General features: G+C 51.1%; 15 protein-coding genes. 6 read left to right on the top strand and 9 right to left on the bottom strand.

The features are described 5' to 3' along the window. Positions 1-226 precede the first annotated feature (226 nt). From ACYUJT_RS16515 to ACYUJT_RS16490, 6 genes are all read right to left on the bottom strand, one after another. The gene (locus ACYUJT_RS16515; RefSeq protein WP_460324129.1) at positions 227-1,468 is read right to left on the bottom strand and encodes a methyl-accepting chemotaxis protein; all 1,242 of its coding nucleotides are present in this window, start codon (positions 1,466-1,468) and stop codon (positions 227-229) included. 152 nt (positions 1,469-1,620) lie between these two features. Continuing rightward, the gene (locus tag ACYUJT_RS16510; protein ID WP_460324127.1) at positions 1,621-2,439 is read right to left on the bottom strand and encodes a winged helix-turn-helix transcriptional regulator; all 819 of its coding nucleotides are present in this window, start codon (positions 2,437-2,439) and stop codon (positions 1,621-1,623) included. Beyond that, positions 2,421-2,810: a Fur family transcriptional regulator gene (locus tag ACYUJT_RS16505; protein ID WP_460324125.1), complete on the bottom strand. Its 390-nt coding sequence runs from the start codon at positions 2,808-2,810 to the stop codon at positions 2,421-2,423. The genes ACYUJT_RS16510 and ACYUJT_RS16505 overlap by 19 nt, the downstream gene beginning before the upstream one ends. Before the next feature lie 411 nt (positions 2,811-3,221). Next, positions 3,222-4,511 carry a GerAB/ArcD/ProY family transporter gene (locus tag ACYUJT_RS16500; RefSeq protein WP_460324123.1) on the bottom strand — a complete coding sequence of 430 codons (1,290 nt, stop codon included), beginning with the start codon at positions 4,509-4,511 and terminating at the stop codon, positions 3,222-3,224. Between the two features lie 14 nt (positions 4,512-4,525). After that, complete coding sequence (locus ACYUJT_RS16495) at positions 4,526-5,731, bottom strand: Ger(x)C family spore germination protein (RefSeq protein ID WP_460324121.1); 1,206 nt, start codon at positions 5,729-5,731, stop codon at positions 4,526-4,528. Positions 5,732-5,802: 71 nt separating this feature from the next. Next, the gene (locus tag ACYUJT_RS16490; RefSeq protein WP_460324119.1) at positions 5,803-8,580 is read right to left on the bottom strand and encodes a spore germination protein; all 2,778 of its coding nucleotides are present in this window, start codon (positions 8,578-8,580) and stop codon (positions 5,803-5,805) included. Between the two features lie 164 nt (positions 8,581-8,744). On the opposite strand from ACYUJT_RS16490, the gene ACYUJT_RS16485 reads away from it, so the two are divergent. The 4 genes from ACYUJT_RS16485 (at position 8,745) to ACYUJT_RS16470 (ending at position 12,333) form a co-directional block, all read left to right on the top strand. After that, complete coding sequence (locus ACYUJT_RS16485; protein WP_460324117.1) at positions 8,745-10,298, top strand: FAD-dependent oxidoreductase; 1,554 nt, start codon at positions 8,745-8,747, stop codon at positions 10,296-10,298. A 160-nt stretch (positions 10,299-10,458) separates the two neighbouring features. Further along, positions 10,459-10,785, top strand: coding sequence for a PadR family transcriptional regulator (locus tag ACYUJT_RS16480; protein WP_460324115.1), 327 nt, complete (start codon positions 10,459-10,461; stop codon positions 10,783-10,785). Further along, complete coding sequence (locus tag ACYUJT_RS16475; protein WP_460324113.1) at positions 10,782-11,387, top strand: DUF1700 domain-containing protein; 606 nt, start codon at positions 10,782-10,784, stop codon at positions 11,385-11,387. The genes ACYUJT_RS16480 and ACYUJT_RS16475 overlap by 4 nt, the downstream gene beginning before the upstream one ends. Continuing rightward, positions 11,380-12,333 (top strand): DUF4097 family beta strand repeat-containing protein, encoded by a 954-nt coding sequence (locus ACYUJT_RS16470; protein WP_460324111.1) that lies wholly within the window; start codon positions 11,380-11,382, stop codon positions 12,331-12,333. Before ACYUJT_RS16475 ends, ACYUJT_RS16470 begins: the two co-directional genes overlap by 8 nt. Before the next feature lie 91 nt (positions 12,334-12,424). Here the strand turns inward: ACYUJT_RS16470 and ACYUJT_RS16465 are convergent, their stop codons facing one another. From ACYUJT_RS16465 to ACYUJT_RS16455, 3 genes are all read right to left on the bottom strand, one after another. Continuing rightward, on the bottom strand, positions 12,425-12,850 hold the full coding sequence (locus ACYUJT_RS16465) for a hypothetical protein (protein WP_460324109.1): 426 nt from the start codon (positions 12,848-12,850) through the stop codon (positions 12,425-12,427). Between the two features lie 158 nt (positions 12,851-13,008). Next, the gene (locus ACYUJT_RS16460; RefSeq protein WP_460324107.1) at positions 13,009-13,677 is read right to left on the bottom strand and encodes an amino acid ABC transporter permease; all 669 of its coding nucleotides are present in this window, start codon (positions 13,675-13,677) and stop codon (positions 13,009-13,011) included. Between the two features lie 54 nt (positions 13,678-13,731). Continuing rightward, positions 13,732-14,598, bottom strand: coding sequence for an amino acid ABC transporter substrate-binding protein (locus ACYUJT_RS16455; protein WP_460324105.1), 867 nt, complete (start codon positions 14,596-14,598; stop codon positions 13,732-13,734). 438 nt (positions 14,599-15,036) lie between these two features. On the opposite strand from ACYUJT_RS16455, the gene abc-f reads away from it, so the two are divergent. Together abc-f and ACYUJT_RS16445 are read left to right on the top strand one after the other, a co-directional pair. Then, the gene (gene abc-f / locus ACYUJT_RS16450) at positions 15,037-17,040 is read left to right on the top strand and encodes a ribosomal protection-like ABC-F family protein (protein ID WP_460324103.1); all 2,004 of its coding nucleotides are present in this window, start codon (positions 15,037-15,039) and stop codon (positions 17,038-17,040) included. A gap of 6 nt (positions 17,041-17,046) precedes the next feature. Next, positions 17,047-17,709 carry a DNA-3-methyladenine glycosylase family protein gene (locus ACYUJT_RS16445; RefSeq protein WP_460324101.1) on the top strand — a complete coding sequence of 221 codons (663 nt, stop codon included), beginning with the start codon at positions 17,047-17,049 and terminating at the stop codon, positions 17,707-17,709. Positions 17,710-17,729 lie beyond the last annotated feature (20 nt).

The following is a 17,729-nucleotide window of genomic DNA, read 5'->3' as shown; positions in this document are numbered from 1 at the left end:
CCAGCAGCTTCGTTTATCATAAGCTTAAACGACACCGGGGGTTAAGTAAATCGTTCTATTGCATCTTTCTCGTTAGAATGAATTCCGATTGGAGCAATTATACATCCAACTTAAGAATCAGAAATGCCAAGAAGAAAAAGAACCTTGAACGCAAAAAATGCCGCCCCGCCGTCATTTAGCCGACTTGCGAGGCAGCATTCCAAAGCATTGCCTATGCTTTGTGCCTTTAGGATTTCCGCAATTTAAACTTGCCCGACATTTCTTCCAGCCGTCCAGCGATCGAGGACAACTGGGTCGTGGAGGATGCAATTTCCTGAATTGAAGCAAGCTGCTCCTCGGCGGCGGCGGAAATCGTCCCGACATTCTCCGCCCCTTCCTCCGTAATGTTGCGGATTTCAGATATCGTCTCCGACACTTTCCCGGCTCCCAGCGTCAATTCCCGTGCTGAGCCGGAGACCTCTTCGATTTTGGCAGCCGCGCCCCTGACGGCCCTGCGGATCCGCGAGAAGCTCCGGCCGGAGACATCGACGGCAATTATTCCTTCCTCAACGCCCTTCTTCGCACGCTCCATCGATTCGAGCGCCCGCTGAACTTCCAACTGGACGCCGCCAATAAGCTCTTCAATCTGATGGGCGTAGCTCTCAGAGCCTTCGGCAAGCTTCCGGACTTCGGAAGCAACGACGGCAAACCCGCGGCCTTCCTCCCCAGCTCTTGCTGCTTCGATCGATGCGTTCAAGGCAAGCAAATTGGTCTGCTGAGCGATCCCTGTAATAACACCGACAATTCCACCTATATTCTCGGTATGCTCGCTCAAGGTTTGAATGACTGTGCCAAGCTCATCGACCGTTTGGTGAATATGTTCGATTTTCTCAACGACGCTGATAACAGAAGTATTTCCTTCCTCTGCCACGGCTGTCGTCTGCTCCATCGTCTCGGTTACGTCTTGAATATGGCTCGAAATCGCCGCTGCCTGCCGCGAAATATCCCCGATTCCCTCCACGCCGCGAGTCATATTATCCGCTTGGCGTTCGCTGCCGGAGGCCACCTCCTGTATGGCCTGGGTTACATGCTCAATCGCTCTAGTCGTCTGGTCTGCACTGGACGACAACTGATTCGCCGATAAATTAACCTGGTTCGACGCCTGCTGCATCTCTGCCAACATGACATTCCAGTTATCGACCGCCTCCTGAAGCCGTTTCGCCACGATGCCGATTTCATCGTTACGATCGGCTTCGCTGACCCGCTCCGACAAATCGCCTCCGCTAATCTTCTGAATAGATTCACTTAAGCGCTGAAGCGGACCCGTTATACTGCGAATTAATAACGCAGATACCAACAAAGCAAACACAATAGATATTACCACTACGATCCATTCCATAGAATCATCCAGCAGCAGCATCAACACGACAGGAACGACGGCAATCAACACACTAGCCATAAACAATGAAAACGTTACGCGCTTTTTCATTTAATTCAGTTCCTTTCCTTTAAAGTTTGACTCAAGATTGACCCACTTTATATGTAACTTTTATGTTGTTATATTCGACATAAATCGCATATTCTCCTTTTAAAACGACGCAAAAAAACCGCTCAGCCCATAGGGCGAACGGTTTGAAATATTTAGTCGGCCAAACGGTATCCTACCCCGCGGACAGTCGCGATATAAGTCGGACTCGCGGCGCTATCACCAAGCTTCTTGCGCAGGCTCTTGATGTGTACATCCACCACATTGCTTCCGCCCATGAAGGAGGTTTCCCACACGTCGGCGAGCAGCTCTTCCCGGGACAGGACGCTCCCTTCATGATCCAGCAATTTAACCAGCAGCTCGTATTCCGTCTTGGTCAACTCGATCGCCGCGTCGGCTCGATATACCTGCATCTTCTTGCGGTCGATCCAAAGATCTTTATACGCTGCCGTGCCTGCAGTTGATAAAGGTCCGGGAACAACTGGCCGATGATTGCTTGTGCGAATAATTCGCTGAACATGGTACAGTATCTCGTTCGGCGAGGATGGCCAGACGAGGAGCTCAAAGTTCATTAAGCTCTGATCCATCTGTGACAACATGGCTTCATTTACCAACAGCAGGGAAGGGACGTCTTCGAGGTCCTGCAGCATCCGCTTCGTGATCATCGAAGCCTCATCACTGCCGTGATAGGCCGTCAGATCAACAATGACAAGATCAGCAGCCTGAGCGTTGCCGATACCCTGCGCTAAGTGATGAAATACAAGGACATCGAAGCAGCCTACCGACAAGTCTCTGACGAGCTCATAAATTTCGCTTGGAAATGGGCTGACGAGTATGACGCGCTGCGTAACAGAACATGCCTGGGGATGGACATTGCCGAATGGCTCCTCATTGTATGAAAGCTCTTGCCCGGGACGCCTGAACGGAGTAACCGAACCGCTCTGCACTCTTCCCTTTATTTCTTCTGCCTGCATGCTGGGCACACCCCCCCAAATACGACATGGGCATGATGCACGTCGTATCCGGTCTCCTTGGCTACCTCAGTGCTCCATTCCTCCGGAACCTTCGACATGACTTCATCCACTCTTCCGCACACCTCGCATAGAATATGCTGGTGATCGTCAAGCTTGGCGTCATAACGGCTTGCGGCCTCGCCCAGCTTCAATTCACGGATCAGCTCTTTATCGGTCAAGTATCTGAGCGAATTATATACCGTGCCGTATGCAAAATTATAACCCTGCTCTACAAGGCGATTCATGACTTCCGCCGCGGTCGGATGGTCATTCGCATTGCGGACGACATCATAAACCGCTTTACGCTGTGTCGTTAAATTTAGTGATTTCATATATAGAATCATTCCTTATGATTTGTTTTTAGAATTAGTATAAGTCTGATTATATAATTCGTCAAGCTGATCTGCCCCAGTTCCCGGCTCAATACCCTGGCAATATTCAAATTCTGTATGGGATCGCCGCATCCTTTCACATAATAGGACTATAATTTTGACCAAAAGGATGGATTACCGATGTTCGTCAAAAAGTATGTCATCACCATTTTGTTCACCCTATTATGCGCCGCATTTAGCATGTGGGTCGATGTCCGAACCGGCTTTTCATGGAACACCATTTTTATAAACATGAACCATTCCCTCTTCACGGGTGCAGAAAAATGGACTGCTTGGGCAATGCTCCTGCTCCTCGTTATTCCCGACATGTTCCGCGCTTTGTATGCGAAAAAGAAAAATCCGGCCGACAAGTCAACTTCCACCACCGCCAACGCCTCCACCGCTTCCGGAACCGCCTCGGGGAATTTCGTATCCGGCTCCGGAACCGCCTTCAGTTCCGGTATAAGTAGTCCCAACGGTACTAGTGCCGGTTCCGCCCAATGTCCCGTCCCCGGCTCCTGTCCCGAACCCCCCGCCGGTTCCGGTTCCAGTTCCAGTTCCAGCTCCGGATCTTGAACGGAAAATAAGCTTGCGAATCACAGCTGCTATTAGAAGGATTAACGGAAGCACAATAAAAAATATAGGATCGACCGAATACAGCATTTTACCGCCTTTCAATAAATGCTCGCTATATGAACGGGTTTCAAAAGCCGTCAGAGCCAAAATGATGAGAGTAAGCGGGTAAATTAATTTCTGGTACGGGATATTGAAAATATTCGATATCCCTATGACCGCCGCAAAGAAGTAAATGCAAATTTTGAAGTAGATGCCAATAATTAACGCCATAACGACAAAAATATCCGGCCGCTGAATGAAGTCGGATATTGAAGCTTTCCCAACCGTAATCAACATAGGAAAATAAGATCGCTCAGCAAGATCAACCCCCAATACGGCTACTGTCGTCGCAACGGCTAAACTAAGTATAAAGCCGGCAGACAAAAGGGCTAAATAACCGGCTTTAACCCCCTTTTTAGGATGATTCAGGAACGGCAGCAGCATGTTGAACGCAACGACCTCTGCAAATGGAAACTGATAATTTGTTCTGGTCACCGATTGCAGCAGCGGACCTATACCGTCGCCCAGCACAGGCAACAGCCGATTAATATCGACAATATGCGCGAATGCAATGAGAAGCAGGCTCAGCGCGCCGATCAACATCATGGACGCCAATAGGATCAGAGCCGTCCGGGCGAGCACCTCCAGCCCTTTATGCACCGTATAAGCAACGGTAATCATCATGAGCATATTAACAATAAAAACGGGAGTTTCCCGCAGCGACGTGGCAATCACCAGCAACCCGCCGTCCATCAAATCCCTCGAAGCTTTATACATGAAAAATACCATATAGCTGATTCCAACCAAGGTTCCCAGGTATTTGCCAAGCAGCAGTTTATCATACTCTGTAGGCAGCATATTGGGGAACCACAGGTACAGCATCGAATAGCCGGCATATAGCAAAATACCGATGATCATTCCCAACAGAACGGCCAGCCACTCATCCTTGTGGGCTTCCATTCCCAAATTGACGACTAGTCCCGTACCCAGCTCAAACAAGAGTATTAACGAAAATATTTGCAGAGGAGTGATTTTGATTTTTTCCACTTCGCTATACCTCCCTAGCGTTGGTTAAATTTATAGGAGCGGTCACGCAGCTGCGTGTTGCGTACGACGGAATCTACTTTATATTCAACTTCAAGCTGTGGAAACAGATCATCCCATTGTCCCTCAATCTTTTTCCAAACCGCAGGACTTTGGCGCTCAATAACTTCTCCAAATCCAAAAATATCGCTTTTTGCCGATTGTACTTTTTGGACAACGGATCGAAGATCCTTGGCAATCGCCTCATTCGCTTTTGCTTCGATCTTGTGGAGCACCTCAGGATTTTTCAAATCAATGGAGGTATCGACCTCCCTTATGGACAGCTGCAATTTGACTCCGACTTGAATAACAGGGTGAAGCGGATCCTCCAGCTTTGCTTTCAGGTTGGTTTTGGAGCGTATGACGTCTATGCCCATGCTGCCTATTTCCTGATCGGGTTCCAAGACCAGCGACGTTTTTTTCATTTTATTCTTGATCCAGACCATTCCGCGGCTTTCGTTCGGGGATAACCATTCCACCAGCTTATCGCCTTTGAAAATAGCAGGGGCGCCCACCACGATCAACGGACTTTTCACGCTTTCCAAACTGCTCTTCTTGCCCAACCCCTTCACGTCACCGAACGCTTCAACCCCATTGATAACAGGCCCTCCTCCAGGGGTCAGCAAGTCACGCATAATGTCATCTATTACCATAGGGTAATTTCCCCCTAGCTGGTCCGATGTAAGCTCAATTTTTTCAGAGAGAGAATAGGACATAATTTTACCGATGGGCGTTAGCGAGGCAGTCACATCTTCGGCGGTGATATCTTCTCTGGCAATAACGACATCAGCGGTCAACCGAATATCGGAGTCCCTGTCCAGAAAGTCCATAATTTCCGCGATCCCTTTCCGGGCAATACTCTCAGATATGGTAATGAGCCTGGTATGCGCCGTTGAAGTTAAGCGCGGCACTTGGCGGGAAGCGTTGCGGATCGCCTCGCTAATCGTGTGGCCCTTGCCAAAGTAAACAGAAGTAGGAGTAGCTCCTCTGCCGGTTTTACCCGAAATTTCGTCGGCAATGATAACCTGGAAGGTAACCAGCAGCTGGTTCTCGTCTTCCGGTGCTTGATCGATGCCGATGCCGGCAACGACCGCCCTCCGGTTCAATTCAATAGCGTCCCAACAGCCGCTCGTCAACACAATGCAGCAGAAAGCCAAAGCGACGGCTATAGTCCTCTTTATCATGGATCACCCCTCCTGCTTGAAACAAATTAATGTATAAGCTGGTTCAGTTCATGCTGCAGCCTGGCATCCCCTTATATCCCGTGATCCGAAGCCCCTTGTTGACCTTGGGGCTCTTGCTGGCCTTGTTGGCTCTGCTGGCCTTGCTGCCATTGCTGACCCTGCTGGCCCTGTTGGCCCTGCTGGCCCTGCTGCCACTGCTGACCCTGCTGCCACTGCTGACCCTGCTGACCCTGCTGCCACTGCTGACCCTGCTGCCACTGCTGGCTCTGCTGCCACTGCTGGCCCTGTTGGCCCTGCTGCCACTGCTGGCCCTGCTGGCTCTGCGGCCACTGCTGACCCTGCTGGCTCTGCTGGCCCTGTTGGCCCTGTTGGCCCTGCTGCCACTGCTGCCACTGCTGGCCCTGTTGGCCCTGCTGGCCTTGCTGGCCTTGCTGGCCCTGTTGGCCCTGCTGGCCCTGTTGGCCCTGCTGGCCCTGTTGGCCCTGCTGGCCCTGTTGGCCCTGCTGCCACTGCTGGCCCTGTTGGCCCTGCTGGCCCTGCTGGCCCTGCTGGCTCTGCGGCCACTGCTGACCCTGCTGGCTCTGCGGCCACTGCTGACCCTGCTGGCTCTGCGGCCACTGCTGACCCTGCTGCCACTGCTGACCCTGTTGGCCTTGCTGGCTCTGCTGGCCTTGCTGGCCCTGTTGGCCCTGCTGCCACTGCTGGCCCTGCTGCCACTGCTGGCCTTGCTGGCTCTGCTGGCCCTGTTGGCCCTGCTGCTGATTGGACCCTATCGAGTTTTTATTCCGGCCTTCTCGAATGAGATGCTGCTCTCTGATCTTGTTTGGCGGAGTCCTTAATATCCAAGCCGGCATTCGGAAGAACGTGTCCTTCTGATCCTTCGGAACAAACGGTGTAATTGGAGCTAGATACGGAACTCCAAAAGATCGAAGACTGTTCATGTGGATGACCAGCATCAGAATTCCCAAGGTAATGCCGTACAATCCAAACGTACCAGCCAAAACCATGAATAAAAACCGGATCAGCCGTCCAGCAACAGCAATGTTGTAAGCAGTCGGGGCGAAGCTGGAAATTCCCGTCAAGGCGACGACGATAACCATTCCTGGAGTTATCAGGCCCGCTTCAACCACAGCTGTTCCTAAAATAAGCGCACCCACAATCGATATCGTCTGCCCGACAGCTCTTGGCATGCGCAACCCTGCTTCACGGAGCAGCTCAAAAGTAACCTCCATCAGCAAAGCTTCGACAAATGCCGGGAAAGGAACTCCTTCCCGTTGCGCAAGCAGACTAACCAGCAGCAGCGAAGGAATCATCTCATAATGAAACGTTGTCAGTGCTATATATAGAGCTGGTCCAAAAAGCAGCACGATAAAACTTAAATAACGAACTCCGCGCATCAGAATGACGATATCGAAACGCTGCGAGTAATCCTCCGGCGATTGAAAGAAATGGCCGAATACGGTGGGCAAAATTAAGACAAACGGTGTCCCGTCAACAAGGATGATTACCCGGCCTTCCAATAAATGTCCAGCCGCCGTGTCAGGCCTCTCTGTGTTGTATACGGTAGGGAACGGAGTAAAAGTCTTATCCTGAATAAACTCTTCGATATAACCAGATTCCAGTACTCCGTTAAGCTGGACGTTCTCCAGACGCTCCCTGACTTCCTGAACAAGCTTAGGGTCAGCCAGGCTCTGGATATACATCATGGCTACATTTGTGTGAGTAACGGCTCCGACTTTCATGGTCTCCAGCCATAAATCCGTATTCCTGATTCTGCGCCTAATAAGTGATATATTGGTTGCAATCGATTCAACAAAACTGTCTTTCGGACCCCGAACGACTAGCTCCGTGGTAGATTCCGTGACGGATCTCCATTCCCCGCCGCGGGTTCCAGCTACTATGGCTCTAGTACTTCCCTCCAAAAATATAGCCGTATCCCCGGATAAAATATCAAATACGACATCGTTCCACTCCGACACTACTTTAGATTCTCCCAGGGACAGTAAGCTGTATTGCAATTGATCCAACAATGCTTCCGAATCCTTCGCTTCTACCTCTCCAAGGCCGGATATGGTTTCCATAACGAAAGTGTTGATTATCATTTGATCGCTTAAGCCATTTAAATAAATGACAGCAACCGAAATAGGCTTCTCCCCGCCTAAACTCATTTTTCGCACGACGATATCGGGGCTATCTCCGGTTTCTTTCTGAATACGCTGTACAGTCTGCTGCAAATCTCCCGAAATGGCCTTATTGCCGGATTCCTGTGCATTCTGCGTGTTTGCGCTGGATTGGGAATTGGCACCGTCCTGAGAAATAGCGCTGCTCTGATATATTGCACTGCTGTGCGAATTAGCGCCATTCTGGAAGCCAGCACTGTTCTGGGAGCCGGAAGCTCCTTGCGAGCCTGCACCTCCCTGTGCGGAACCCGCCGCCTGGGGGGTAGAACTATTCGATGAACCCCGACCCCCCTGTGAATATGCACCACTCTGTGAACTATCGCCACTTTGCGGGTTATCGCTACTCTGTAACTCTGTTTGATTCTGCTTCGTACTGCTGCTGCTCTGAGACCCAGCATCACCATGCTGGGCATTTCCGCTGCTTTCAGACCCAGCATCACCATTCCGTGTGCTGTCGTTGCTTTGGATACCTGCGTCACCCTGGTGTGTTCTATCGCGGCTTTGAGAATCCGCTTGATTCTGTTGAGAATCAGCTTCCTTAAAGGAATCAGCCTCATCCTTGCCCCGGCTCATATCCCCCCCTGTTTCGTGGTGACTTCCGCTCTTCTTCTTCTCGTGGTTTCTATGAGATTGGCGTCTGCTTCTACCGATAAACTGATTGCGTTTCATGCTGGCAGCTCCTGTCCCTTAACTTATCCCCATTATTTGCTAACAGCCTCAATTTCATGCGGACGGCTACTCAAGTATCGAATAACCCTTTCCGCGAAGAAGCTTTAATTCGCAAACAACGTGGTAATAATGGAAAACGACTGCGATTATTAAGGAGGTAACCAATGAATAACCAAGCATACGGTTCTGGAGCATTACCCCGGTTTCCCCAGTCAATGTGGAGGCACACGGTCGATCTGCCCTCTTTTCCCCGGATTGAAGAGGATATCGAGACTGAAATCGCCGTCATCGGCGCTGGAATTACGGGAATTACCACCGCCTATTCGCTGTGCAAAGCAGGCTTTAAGGTAACCGTAGTGGACGCGGCGACAATTCTTGACGGGACTACCGGGTTCACAACGGCCAAAATCACGGCCCAGCACGGCCTGATTTACGACAAGCTGCGAACGCATTTCGGGGATAAAGAAGCCAGACTCTACTATGAAGCGAATGAGGAAGCCCTCTCTTTCATTCGCTCCACGGTGGAGGAGCATCAAATTGACTGCCAATTGCAGCAGCAGGACGCCTATTTATACGCCGACTCCGAGGAACAGGCGGAGCAGCTGCGGAAGGAATGGGAGGCATATGAGCAGCTAAAGCTGCCGGGCGAATGGTGCGACACTTTGCCGATCCCCATTCAAGTCCATGGAGCCATCCGGCTGAAAAACCAGGCCCAGTTCCACCCGCTCCAGTACCTGCGCACCCTGGTCGAATATGTGACTTCAAATGGCGGAACTCTGTACGAGAATACGACCCTGGAGGATGCGGCCAAAAACACCGGGGATGGGCGACGGCAGCTCACTACCGGGGACGGTTATAAGATCACCTGCCAGTATGCGGTCTCTGCCTCGCACTTTCCGTTCTATGATGGGGGCGGGTTCTACTTTACGAGATTGCATGCGGAACGATCTTACGTAGTTGCCATAGAACCGGAAATTCCGCTGGAGCAGGGTATGTACATTAACTGCGGCGAACCTAAGCGTTCCTTGAGATCGGCCCTGCTAAACGGCGAGCAGGTTATTTTGGTCGGCGGAGAATCGCATAAGACGGGAAAAGGCGAATGCACGTTCAAGCATTATGAAGAGCTGGAGGAATTCGGCGGCAAGCTGTTCGGAGCCAAACGCATCCCTTATCGTTGGTCGACTCAGGACCTGATCACACTGGACGAAGTCCCTTACATCGGAGCTATCACTGCGGACGAGGATCATGTTCTGGTGGCTACCGGCTTTGCGAAATGGGGAATGACAACCGGGACTGTAGCCGCCCTGATATTCCGCGATCTCATTATGGGCCACGGCAACAAGTATACGGACCTGTACAAGCCTTCCCGATTCAAGGCAAATCCGGGAATTAAGAACTTTACCGTACAGAACGCGGATGTAGCCAAGGAATGGGTGTCCGGCAAGGTAGAACTGATCCAACGCAAAGCGGAAGAATTAGCAGCCGATGAAGGCGGAGCTGTACGGTATCACGGCAAGCGGGCCGGCGGCTACAAGGATGAGGAAGGCAGACTATTCATCGTCGATACGACATGTACACATCTCGGCTGCGAGGTGGAATGGAACGAGGCTGAGCGCTCTTGGGACTGCCCCTGCCACGGATCGAGATTCAACTATAAAGGAGAAGTGCTGGAAGGACCGGCTACGGAAAAACTGCCGCTGCTCAATCAGGAACCCTGAAGTGATCACACTCCAAAAGAATCAGAACCGAAATGCAAGAAAGCACCGGCAAGTGCCTTTCTTGCATTTCACTATGTTGCTTTATTCAGTACTGGATGATATCATGTAGGAGACAGCTAATAAACACTGCAAAATATATGGGAAAAAGAGGCGATGCCACTTGGATATTAGTATCCAGTTCAAAAAAGGCGCCTTGGAGATTTGCGTGCTCGTACTCATCCACGAAAAGGATCGCTATGGATATGAGCTGGCCCAATCCGTCTCAGAGCATATCGAAGTGGCGGAAGGCGCTCTGTATCCCCTGCTGCGCAGGCTCGTGAACGAAGGCCACTGCACAACGTATTTACAGGAATCGAACGAAGGGCCTCCCCGTAAATATTATAAACTGACCCCTCAAGGGGAAATACACATGAAGAAGCTGGTGATTGAATGGAAACGATTCGTCAGCAACGTATCCAATTTAATCGAGAGAGGGAACCATCTATGAACAAAAGTGAATTCATGTCGCTGCTCAGCATCCATTTATCGGTGCTCCCGCCGGAAGAGCGCAATGAATTGATGGAGGATTACGAAGCTCATTTTGCTTTCGGCCTTCAGAATGGAAAGACCGAGGAAGAAATCGTCCGTGAACTGGGCGAGCCGGCTGAATTGGCCCAGGAAGCCCTGGGCAACCGCCCAGCTCCACAGCACCACTTATACTGGTTTGGGGAATCGCCACAGGAGCAGACGGACGAAGTTCCTCCCGGAAATCGCGGCAACCGCCACCGGAAAGCTGCTCCAGCAATTTATGCCGGATTGTTCTTCCTCAACCTAGTCATGATGCCTTTACTGGTTGCTTTATGGGCATCTGGCCTGGCTCTTGCATTAGGGGCCGTTGGCGGCATTATGAGCCCTGCTGCCCTGCTGCTCGAATATGCCGTCAACGGGGCTCTCCTGCCGGCAAAGGCTTTTGCCGCCCTCACCTTGGTCGGCATCGGCATCTTTCTCGCCATCAGCACGCGGCATGCCTATTCCGGCATCATTAAACTAAGCGCGTCTTATTGGGCATGGAACGTCCGAGTCGCCAAAGGAGTTAAAATCAATGAATAAAAAAGGATGGACCTTAATCGCAACCCTTTGCATCATCCTGGGCATCAGCGGGATGATTTACCAAGGCTTCAGCCTCGGGGATGAACAGCCTGCCTATACGCAGAAATGGACGTTTGGGGATAACGAACTGCAGTCGCTCTCCATCAACAGCGCCTACAATGTCGATTTCGAATTTATCCACAGCCCAGATGGAACGAACTACGTAGAAGCTAGCGGGAATTTGCCCCAGAAATCAATCGAAAAGCTGACGGAGACGAAAATCGCCGATCATGCCCTCGCCCTTCATTTTCAGGAGGAGCACGTCATTCGTTTCCTCAGCCTCAACTTTCAATCTTCAACCCAGCATGTGACGGTGGCCCTGGCCGATCCGGAGCAGTCATTAAATCGAATTGCCGTCGATCTGCTGGCCAACAACGGGAATTTCAAGGCTTTACGCGCCAAAGAAATATCGCTGGAAACGACATCAGGCAATCTGTCAGGTCAGAATTTAACCGCCGACCGCTTGCAGATCCAGAACTTCTCCGGCTTAATATCGCTGGATGAGATTACGGCCGACACCGAGCTTAAATTAACCTCTGGCAATGTGAAGGTCAACAATTTAAGAGGATCTTTAACTTCCAAAATGACCTCTGGTGATTTCTCAGCTCAAGATTTGAATGGCGATATTCAGGCTACGATCACTTCAGGCAATATTAAAATCAGCGAATGGACGGGTAACGGAACCTTTAAGTCCACCTCCGGCAACATTACGATTAAGGAGCAGCGTTCAGACTCGCTGGATGTATCCATCCATTCTGGAAACGTAACTCTTTCTGCCGATTCTGAATTTCAAGGCATATACGACCTGAGGGCCACTTCGGGCCGAATCGAAGCGCCGGATTCACCGGGCGTAACCGACGACCTCATCAAGGTGCGCTCCACTTCAGGAAACATTACGATCAAATAAACTGACCTATTATATACTATCCAATAAAAATAGCCCTCGGCTTTGAAAGCCGGGGGCTATTATGACATATAACATGCTGAACTGCGATTCGCTAGGCGATTTCGCCTGCAATGGCATCGCGGTATGACTTCAGCGAGTAATAAATGACCGTCTGCATAATGCTTTGATCTTCCTCAGGTATCAACGTCTTGGCATAGTCCCAGGCGTTCTCTTCAATCCGGAGAGCGATCCTCTTCCGCTCCAACTCGTTGTCGCTGGCATCCAGAAGATCCGACAGCTCCTTCAGGCTGGCATCCTCCGCATGTCCCAACTCATGGGCGAATACGATACTTAACACCTGCGGAAAAACATCCAGCGAACCAAAGAGACTTAGGCACTGCTTCTTGATTTCCTCCAAATACATCGTGACCTTATGGTTGACGATACTGTATTTGCCGCCTACGTTCCGGCCCCCGGGGAACCGAGAACGAACGTCAAGGGAAACCGTGCTGCCGGACTGCATCAACAGCTGATCCATGATATGTTGTGCTGTTCTTTCCAAGTAGACTCCCCTTATTTCATGTAGATTGACACCTCGTAATCCGGTTATCTTTAACCAGTACGTTTTTGCCTTCCTCATTATAATGCAACGGATTTCAGAAATAAATAACAGAGCAACCACTTATTTTTACATGTTTATTTGGCATAAGAACGGTCGAGACGCTTCTCCATATGGGTCTGCAATGCTGAAAGAACCGTGCTGAACAGCAAATAGATTAGAGCGGCCTCACTATACACGAGGAGCGGCTCATAGGTCGCGGATGTGATTTCCTGCGCCTTACGGAACATCTCCGCATAGGTGACCGTAAAGGCCAGCGAGGTATCCTTCACTAGACTGATGAAGGAGTTGCCCAGCGGCGGAACCGATACGCGGGCCGCCTGAGGCAGTATGACGTAATATAGCGCCTGGATTCGGCTCATGCCTAAAGAATAGGCCGCCTCCCATTGCCCTTCCTCGATCGACAATATTGCTGCACGAACGATTTCCGAGCCATACGCACCGACGCTTAACGTGAAGCCGATAACCGCCGCGGGAAAAGGCTGCAGCGTAATGCCGACACTAGGCAAGCCGTAGAAAATAATAAACAGCTGCACGAGCAGCGGAGTGCCCCGGATAACCCATACGTAAAACTTCGCGGCTTGCCGGATCGGCATCCACTTGGACAATCTTGCGAGGGCTGTCAATATCGCCAGGAGCATGCCAAGGCCAAAGGAAATCAGCGTAAGCGGAATCGTAAAAGCAACCCCCGCTTTAAGCAGGGGCAGCAAAGAATCGATAAATATTTGTACAAGTCTGTCGTTCATATCAAGACATCCTTTGCGGGCAGACCAGCTGAACCAACATGTTTTAGCTTCGGTTTATTTAGATACGTCTGCGCCGAAATATTTGTTGGAAATCTCCAGGTACGTGCCATCTTCCTTGATCGCTGCGAGCGCTTCGTTAACGGCGGCTGCAAGCTCATCATTCCCTTTGTTAAACAGCGCTGCGCTCTCCGCAGCCTCCGGCAGCTCATCGACGACTTTCAGCGGCACATCCGACTTTTGTTTTTTCAAATCCAAGTAAGACAATCCGTCATTCACCGTCGCATCAATCCGCTTCGAGAGCAGCAGGTCGATCGCCTGGTTAAAGCCTTCGGTTCCGACAATCTCCGCCCCGTTATCCCTGGCAATATCCGTCAGATTGCTCGTTAGCGACTGCCCGGCTTTTTTCCCCTTAAGATCGGCAAATGTCGTAATGTCGTTATTATCCTCGCGGACGATCAGAACGGCACGGGATACAATATAGGGATCTGAGAAGTCGTACTTCTCTTTGCGGTCTTCGCGAATCGTGACCTGATTAAACACGGTATCGAACCGCTTCGCATCCAGTCCGGCGAAGATGCCATCCCACGGCGTCTCGATGAATTCCGCTTCCACACCAAGACGCTTGGCGACCTCCTGAGCCAACTCTACGTCAAAACCTGTCAGCTTGCCATCTTTATCATGATACGTGAACGGCGCGTATGTCCCTTCTGTCCCGATCCGGATTTTGCCGCTTGCCTTGATCGTTTCCAGCAGGTTCTTCTCCCCCGAAGCCGATTCTGCCTGCGTTTCTGCGCCAACATTGCCTTTGGCCGAAGAGTTGTTTGCCGTATTGCCAGAGCCATTATTTGTTCCCCCGCCGCAGGCAGCTGCCAGCAGTGTCGTTAATACCAAGGTTAGGACGGTTAAGCTAAGTTTCTTCATCTCAATCAGACCCCTATCTATCCATTTATTTAATTCATATAATTCAACTCGGATTAATTGAATATATTACGCTCCATCTCCGCTTTCGTCAATCCCTTTTTATGCCAGCAAAAGACTTGAAAATAAATGCCAAAACGGATACAATTTAAATATTAGTATTAGAAGGAGGTGGGTAGAGTGGATCGCAAGTACGCATGGAGTCGAATTAGCCAATTGCCTTTGGCATTATTTGGCACCGTTCATGGTGTAGCTGACAACGGGAGAAGTCTGTCCATTTTTAGCTATTCGATATCCATATTACACTTGCGAAATGCCGCTCCTACCTTAACCTAACGGATCGTTACGTGAAGAAGGCTGCAGAATTTCTGCAGCCTTTTTGCGTCTCCAGGGTAGCTTTGCTTCGCTAGAAGCGGCATGAGCCGAAGGAGATTATATAGAATGATTATCCAATGTAAAAATGTCCAAAAATATTACGGTGCCGAGCTGGTGCTCAGCGATGTTACCTTTGAAATCAAATCCAGTGAGAACGTAGGCTTGATCGGCCGCAATGGAACCGGCAAGACGACGCTGATGCGCCTCTTATCCGGCAGCGAAACGCCCGATCATGGCTCTATCGCCATCCGCAAGGACACTACGTTTGGCGTTCTCGCCCAGATTCCTGACTATGCCAACCGGATGACAGTATACGATGTGCTGCAATCCGCCTTTGAGCCTTTGCTCGTGATCAATGCGCAAATGCGGCAGCTGGAAGCGGAAATGTCTGTATTATCCTCGGCAGGCATGAACACCTCTAACATGGATTGCCTGCTCCAGCAGTATGGAAGCCTGCAGGAGACCTTTGAGCAAAACGGCGGCTTTGAAATAGAGGCGTCCATCGAGCGGGTGGCTCAAGGGCTCGGTATCCCTGCCAGCTCCTTCAAGCGACCCTTCAGCTCATTATCTGGCGGAGAGAAGACGAAGATCGGTCTAGCCGTCATTTTGCTGCAGCATCCGGATGTTCTTCTACTTGACGAGCCGACCAATCATTTGGATATTACTGCCGTCCATTGGCTAGAAGAATTTCTGCGTGCTTTTAAAGGTACCGTTATTGTGATCTCCCATGACCGCTACTTTCTTGACAGGGTGGCCGATAAAATCATCGAAATCGAGGACGGCGAAGCATTTACTTACCCCTGCAGCTACAGCGAGTACAAAAAAGAGAAGGAACGCAGGCTGCTTCAACAATTTGCCAACTATCAGGAACAGCAGAAGAAAATCAAGAAAATGCAGGAGGCCATCAAGCAGCTGATCGAATGGGGAAACCGTTCCAACCCGCCGAACGCGGGATTCCACCGCAGAGCAGCCTCCATGCAAAAGGCGCTGGACCGCATGGTCAAGCTGAAAAAGCCCCTGCTCGAACGAAAGCGTATCGATCTGCAGCTGTCGCAGTCCGACCGTTCCGGCAATGATGTCATCATCCTGCGGGAAGCAGGTAAAAGCATAGGAGAACGCACGCTGTACCGCGGAATAAATCATACGCTTCGCTACGGAGACAACGCTGCCTTAATCGGCGGAAACGGCACTGGAAAAACTACGCTCATGAAGTGCATTCTAGGCATAGAACCCATTCAAGAGGGAGAGATTCAGCTCGGCTCCCGGGTGGAAACCGGCTATCTTGCGCAAGAATCAGCGCCCAAAGACGAACCCTGCACGGTACTGGAGTATTTCCGAAATGAGCTCGGCATGGAAACTGGAGAAGCCCGTAATCAGCTTGCGCGCTTCCTCTTTTACGGAAGTGACGTTTTCAAGAAGGTTCACAGTCTGTCAGGCGGTGAGTGGACGAGGCTTAGACTAGCTATGCTGATGTACCGAAAACCGAATTTGCTGCTCCTGGATGAACCGACCAATCATCTGGACATCGATTCCCGGGAAGCCCTGGAAGACGCACTCGAGGAATATGCCGGCTCCGTGCTCGTCATCTCCCATGACCGCTATTTCATCAATAAGATCGCAGACCAAATATGGGAGCTTGCCGGGGGCAAGATGTTCATCACCGAAGGCAGCTATGAAGACTATCAGGATGAGCTGAAGAAGCGCCAGCCGGCGGCAACTGGACAGACCACGCAGGCATACGGATTCAACTCGGCGAGGGATTCCGCTTGCCCCAAATTGCCGGCTTCGGAAGCTGCCTCTAACGGAAAAGTGCGAAACAAAGCAGGACAGACCACAGGGCAAGAGCACGGCAAAGCAGCCTCATCAGCTGCTAACCCCGCCACGCTTCGCAAAATGGAACAGGAGATATCCTCCATGGAGCAGAGGATTGCACAGATCGATGAAGCTATACTTGATCCGGGCATCGGGAGCGACGCAGAGAGGCTGTCCGTTCTGCTAGAGGAGCGTGCTGAAGTTCAGCGGAATCTCGACCCGGTCATTGATAAATATATCTCTCTTTTAGAGGAGTGAATGCCGATGAACCCGATTTCTTTCCATCTTCGGATAGATGATCCTCGCCTTGCTGCCTTGTCTGGGGCCGATGCCCGCATGGGAGCCTTGATCACGCTGATCGGCGAGATCAAGACAGCGCCGCAAGGCCCGCACTTCGCTGCCCTTGCCCGCTCGATCATCAGCCAGCAAATTTCCGTCAAGGCTGCGGCAACGATCCGGGGCAGAGTGCTGGAATTGGCTGGTGAGCTTTCCCCTGACGCTTTATCGGCGGTAAATGATGAGGCCTTGCGGCGCGCGGGACTATCCGCCTCCAAGGTTGCATATCTCCGCGACCTGTCCGGCAAAGTGCTGGCGGGCGAAATTGTGTTAGAGCGCCTGCACGAAATGAGCGACGACGCAGTCATCCAGGCGCTGACTTCAATTAAAGGCATCGGCAAGTGGACGGCCGAGATGTACCTCATCTTCGGCCTCGGCCGCGAGGACGTCGTATCCGTGGGAGATGCCGGACTGCAGCGGGCCGCCAAGTGGCTCTATGGCCTGGAGGAGCGGGTGGACCGCAAGTATCTGCAGCAGGTCATGGGCTTATGGAGTCCATACGGTTCTGTCGCCTCCCTCTATTTGTGGGAAGCAATCAATATGGGACATGTAGACTCCGGCCAAACGCCTAGCGAGCTTCTCTCCAAATAAAAAATGAATATTTCACTCTA

Source organism: Paenibacillus sp. YSY-4.3 (assembly GCF_054767475.1).
This window is presented reverse-complemented; position numbering and strand designations above follow the sequence as displayed.

Bases quoted from the DNA above. Each gene is read 5' to 3' on its own strand.
- ACYUJT_RS16495 (WP_460324121.1), bottom strand. From the start codon at position 5,731: ATGATAAAGAGGACTATAGCCGTCGCTTTGGCTTTCTGCTGCATTGTG.
- ACYUJT_RS16465 (WP_460324109.1), bottom strand. From the start codon at position 12,850: ATGGATCAGCTGTTGATGCAGTCCGGCAGCACGGTTTCCCTTGACGTT.
- ACYUJT_RS16510 (WP_460324127.1), bottom strand. From the start codon at position 2,439: ATGCAGGCAGAAGAAATAAAGGGAAGAGTGCAGAGCGGTTCGGTTACT.
- ACYUJT_RS16515 (WP_460324129.1), bottom strand. From the start codon at position 1,468: ATGAAAAAGCGCGTAACGTTTTCATTGTTTATGGCTAGTGTGTTGATT.
- ACYUJT_RS16455 (WP_460324105.1), bottom strand. From the start codon at position 14,598: ATGAAGAAACTTAGCTTAACCGTCCTAACCTTGGTATTAACGACACTG.
- ACYUJT_RS16485 (WP_460324117.1), top strand. From the start codon at position 8,745: ATGAATAACCAAGCATACGGTTCTGGAGCATTACCCCGGTTTCCCCAG.
- ACYUJT_RS16470 (WP_460324111.1), top strand. From the start codon at position 11,380: ATGAATAAAAAAGGATGGACCTTAATCGCAACCCTTTGCATCATCCTG.
- abc-f (WP_460324103.1), top strand. From the start codon at position 15,037: ATGATTATCCAATGTAAAAATGTCCAAAAATATTACGGTGCCGAGCTG.
- ACYUJT_RS16460 (WP_460324107.1), bottom strand. From the start codon at position 13,677: ATGAACGACAGACTTGTACAAATATTTATCGATTCTTTGCTGCCCCTG.
- ACYUJT_RS16475 (WP_460324113.1), top strand. From the start codon at position 10,782: ATGAACAAAAGTGAATTCATGTCGCTGCTCAGCATCCATTTATCGGTG.
- ACYUJT_RS16445 (WP_460324101.1), top strand. From the start codon at position 17,047: ATGAACCCGATTTCTTTCCATCTTCGGATAGATGATCCTCGCCTTGCT.
- ACYUJT_RS16505 (WP_460324125.1), bottom strand. From the start codon at position 2,810: ATGAAATCACTAAATTTAACGACACAGCGTAAAGCGGTTTATGATGTC.
- ACYUJT_RS16490 (WP_460324119.1), bottom strand. From the start codon at position 8,580: ATGAAACGCAATCAGTTTATCGGTAGAAGCAGACGCCAATCTCATAGA.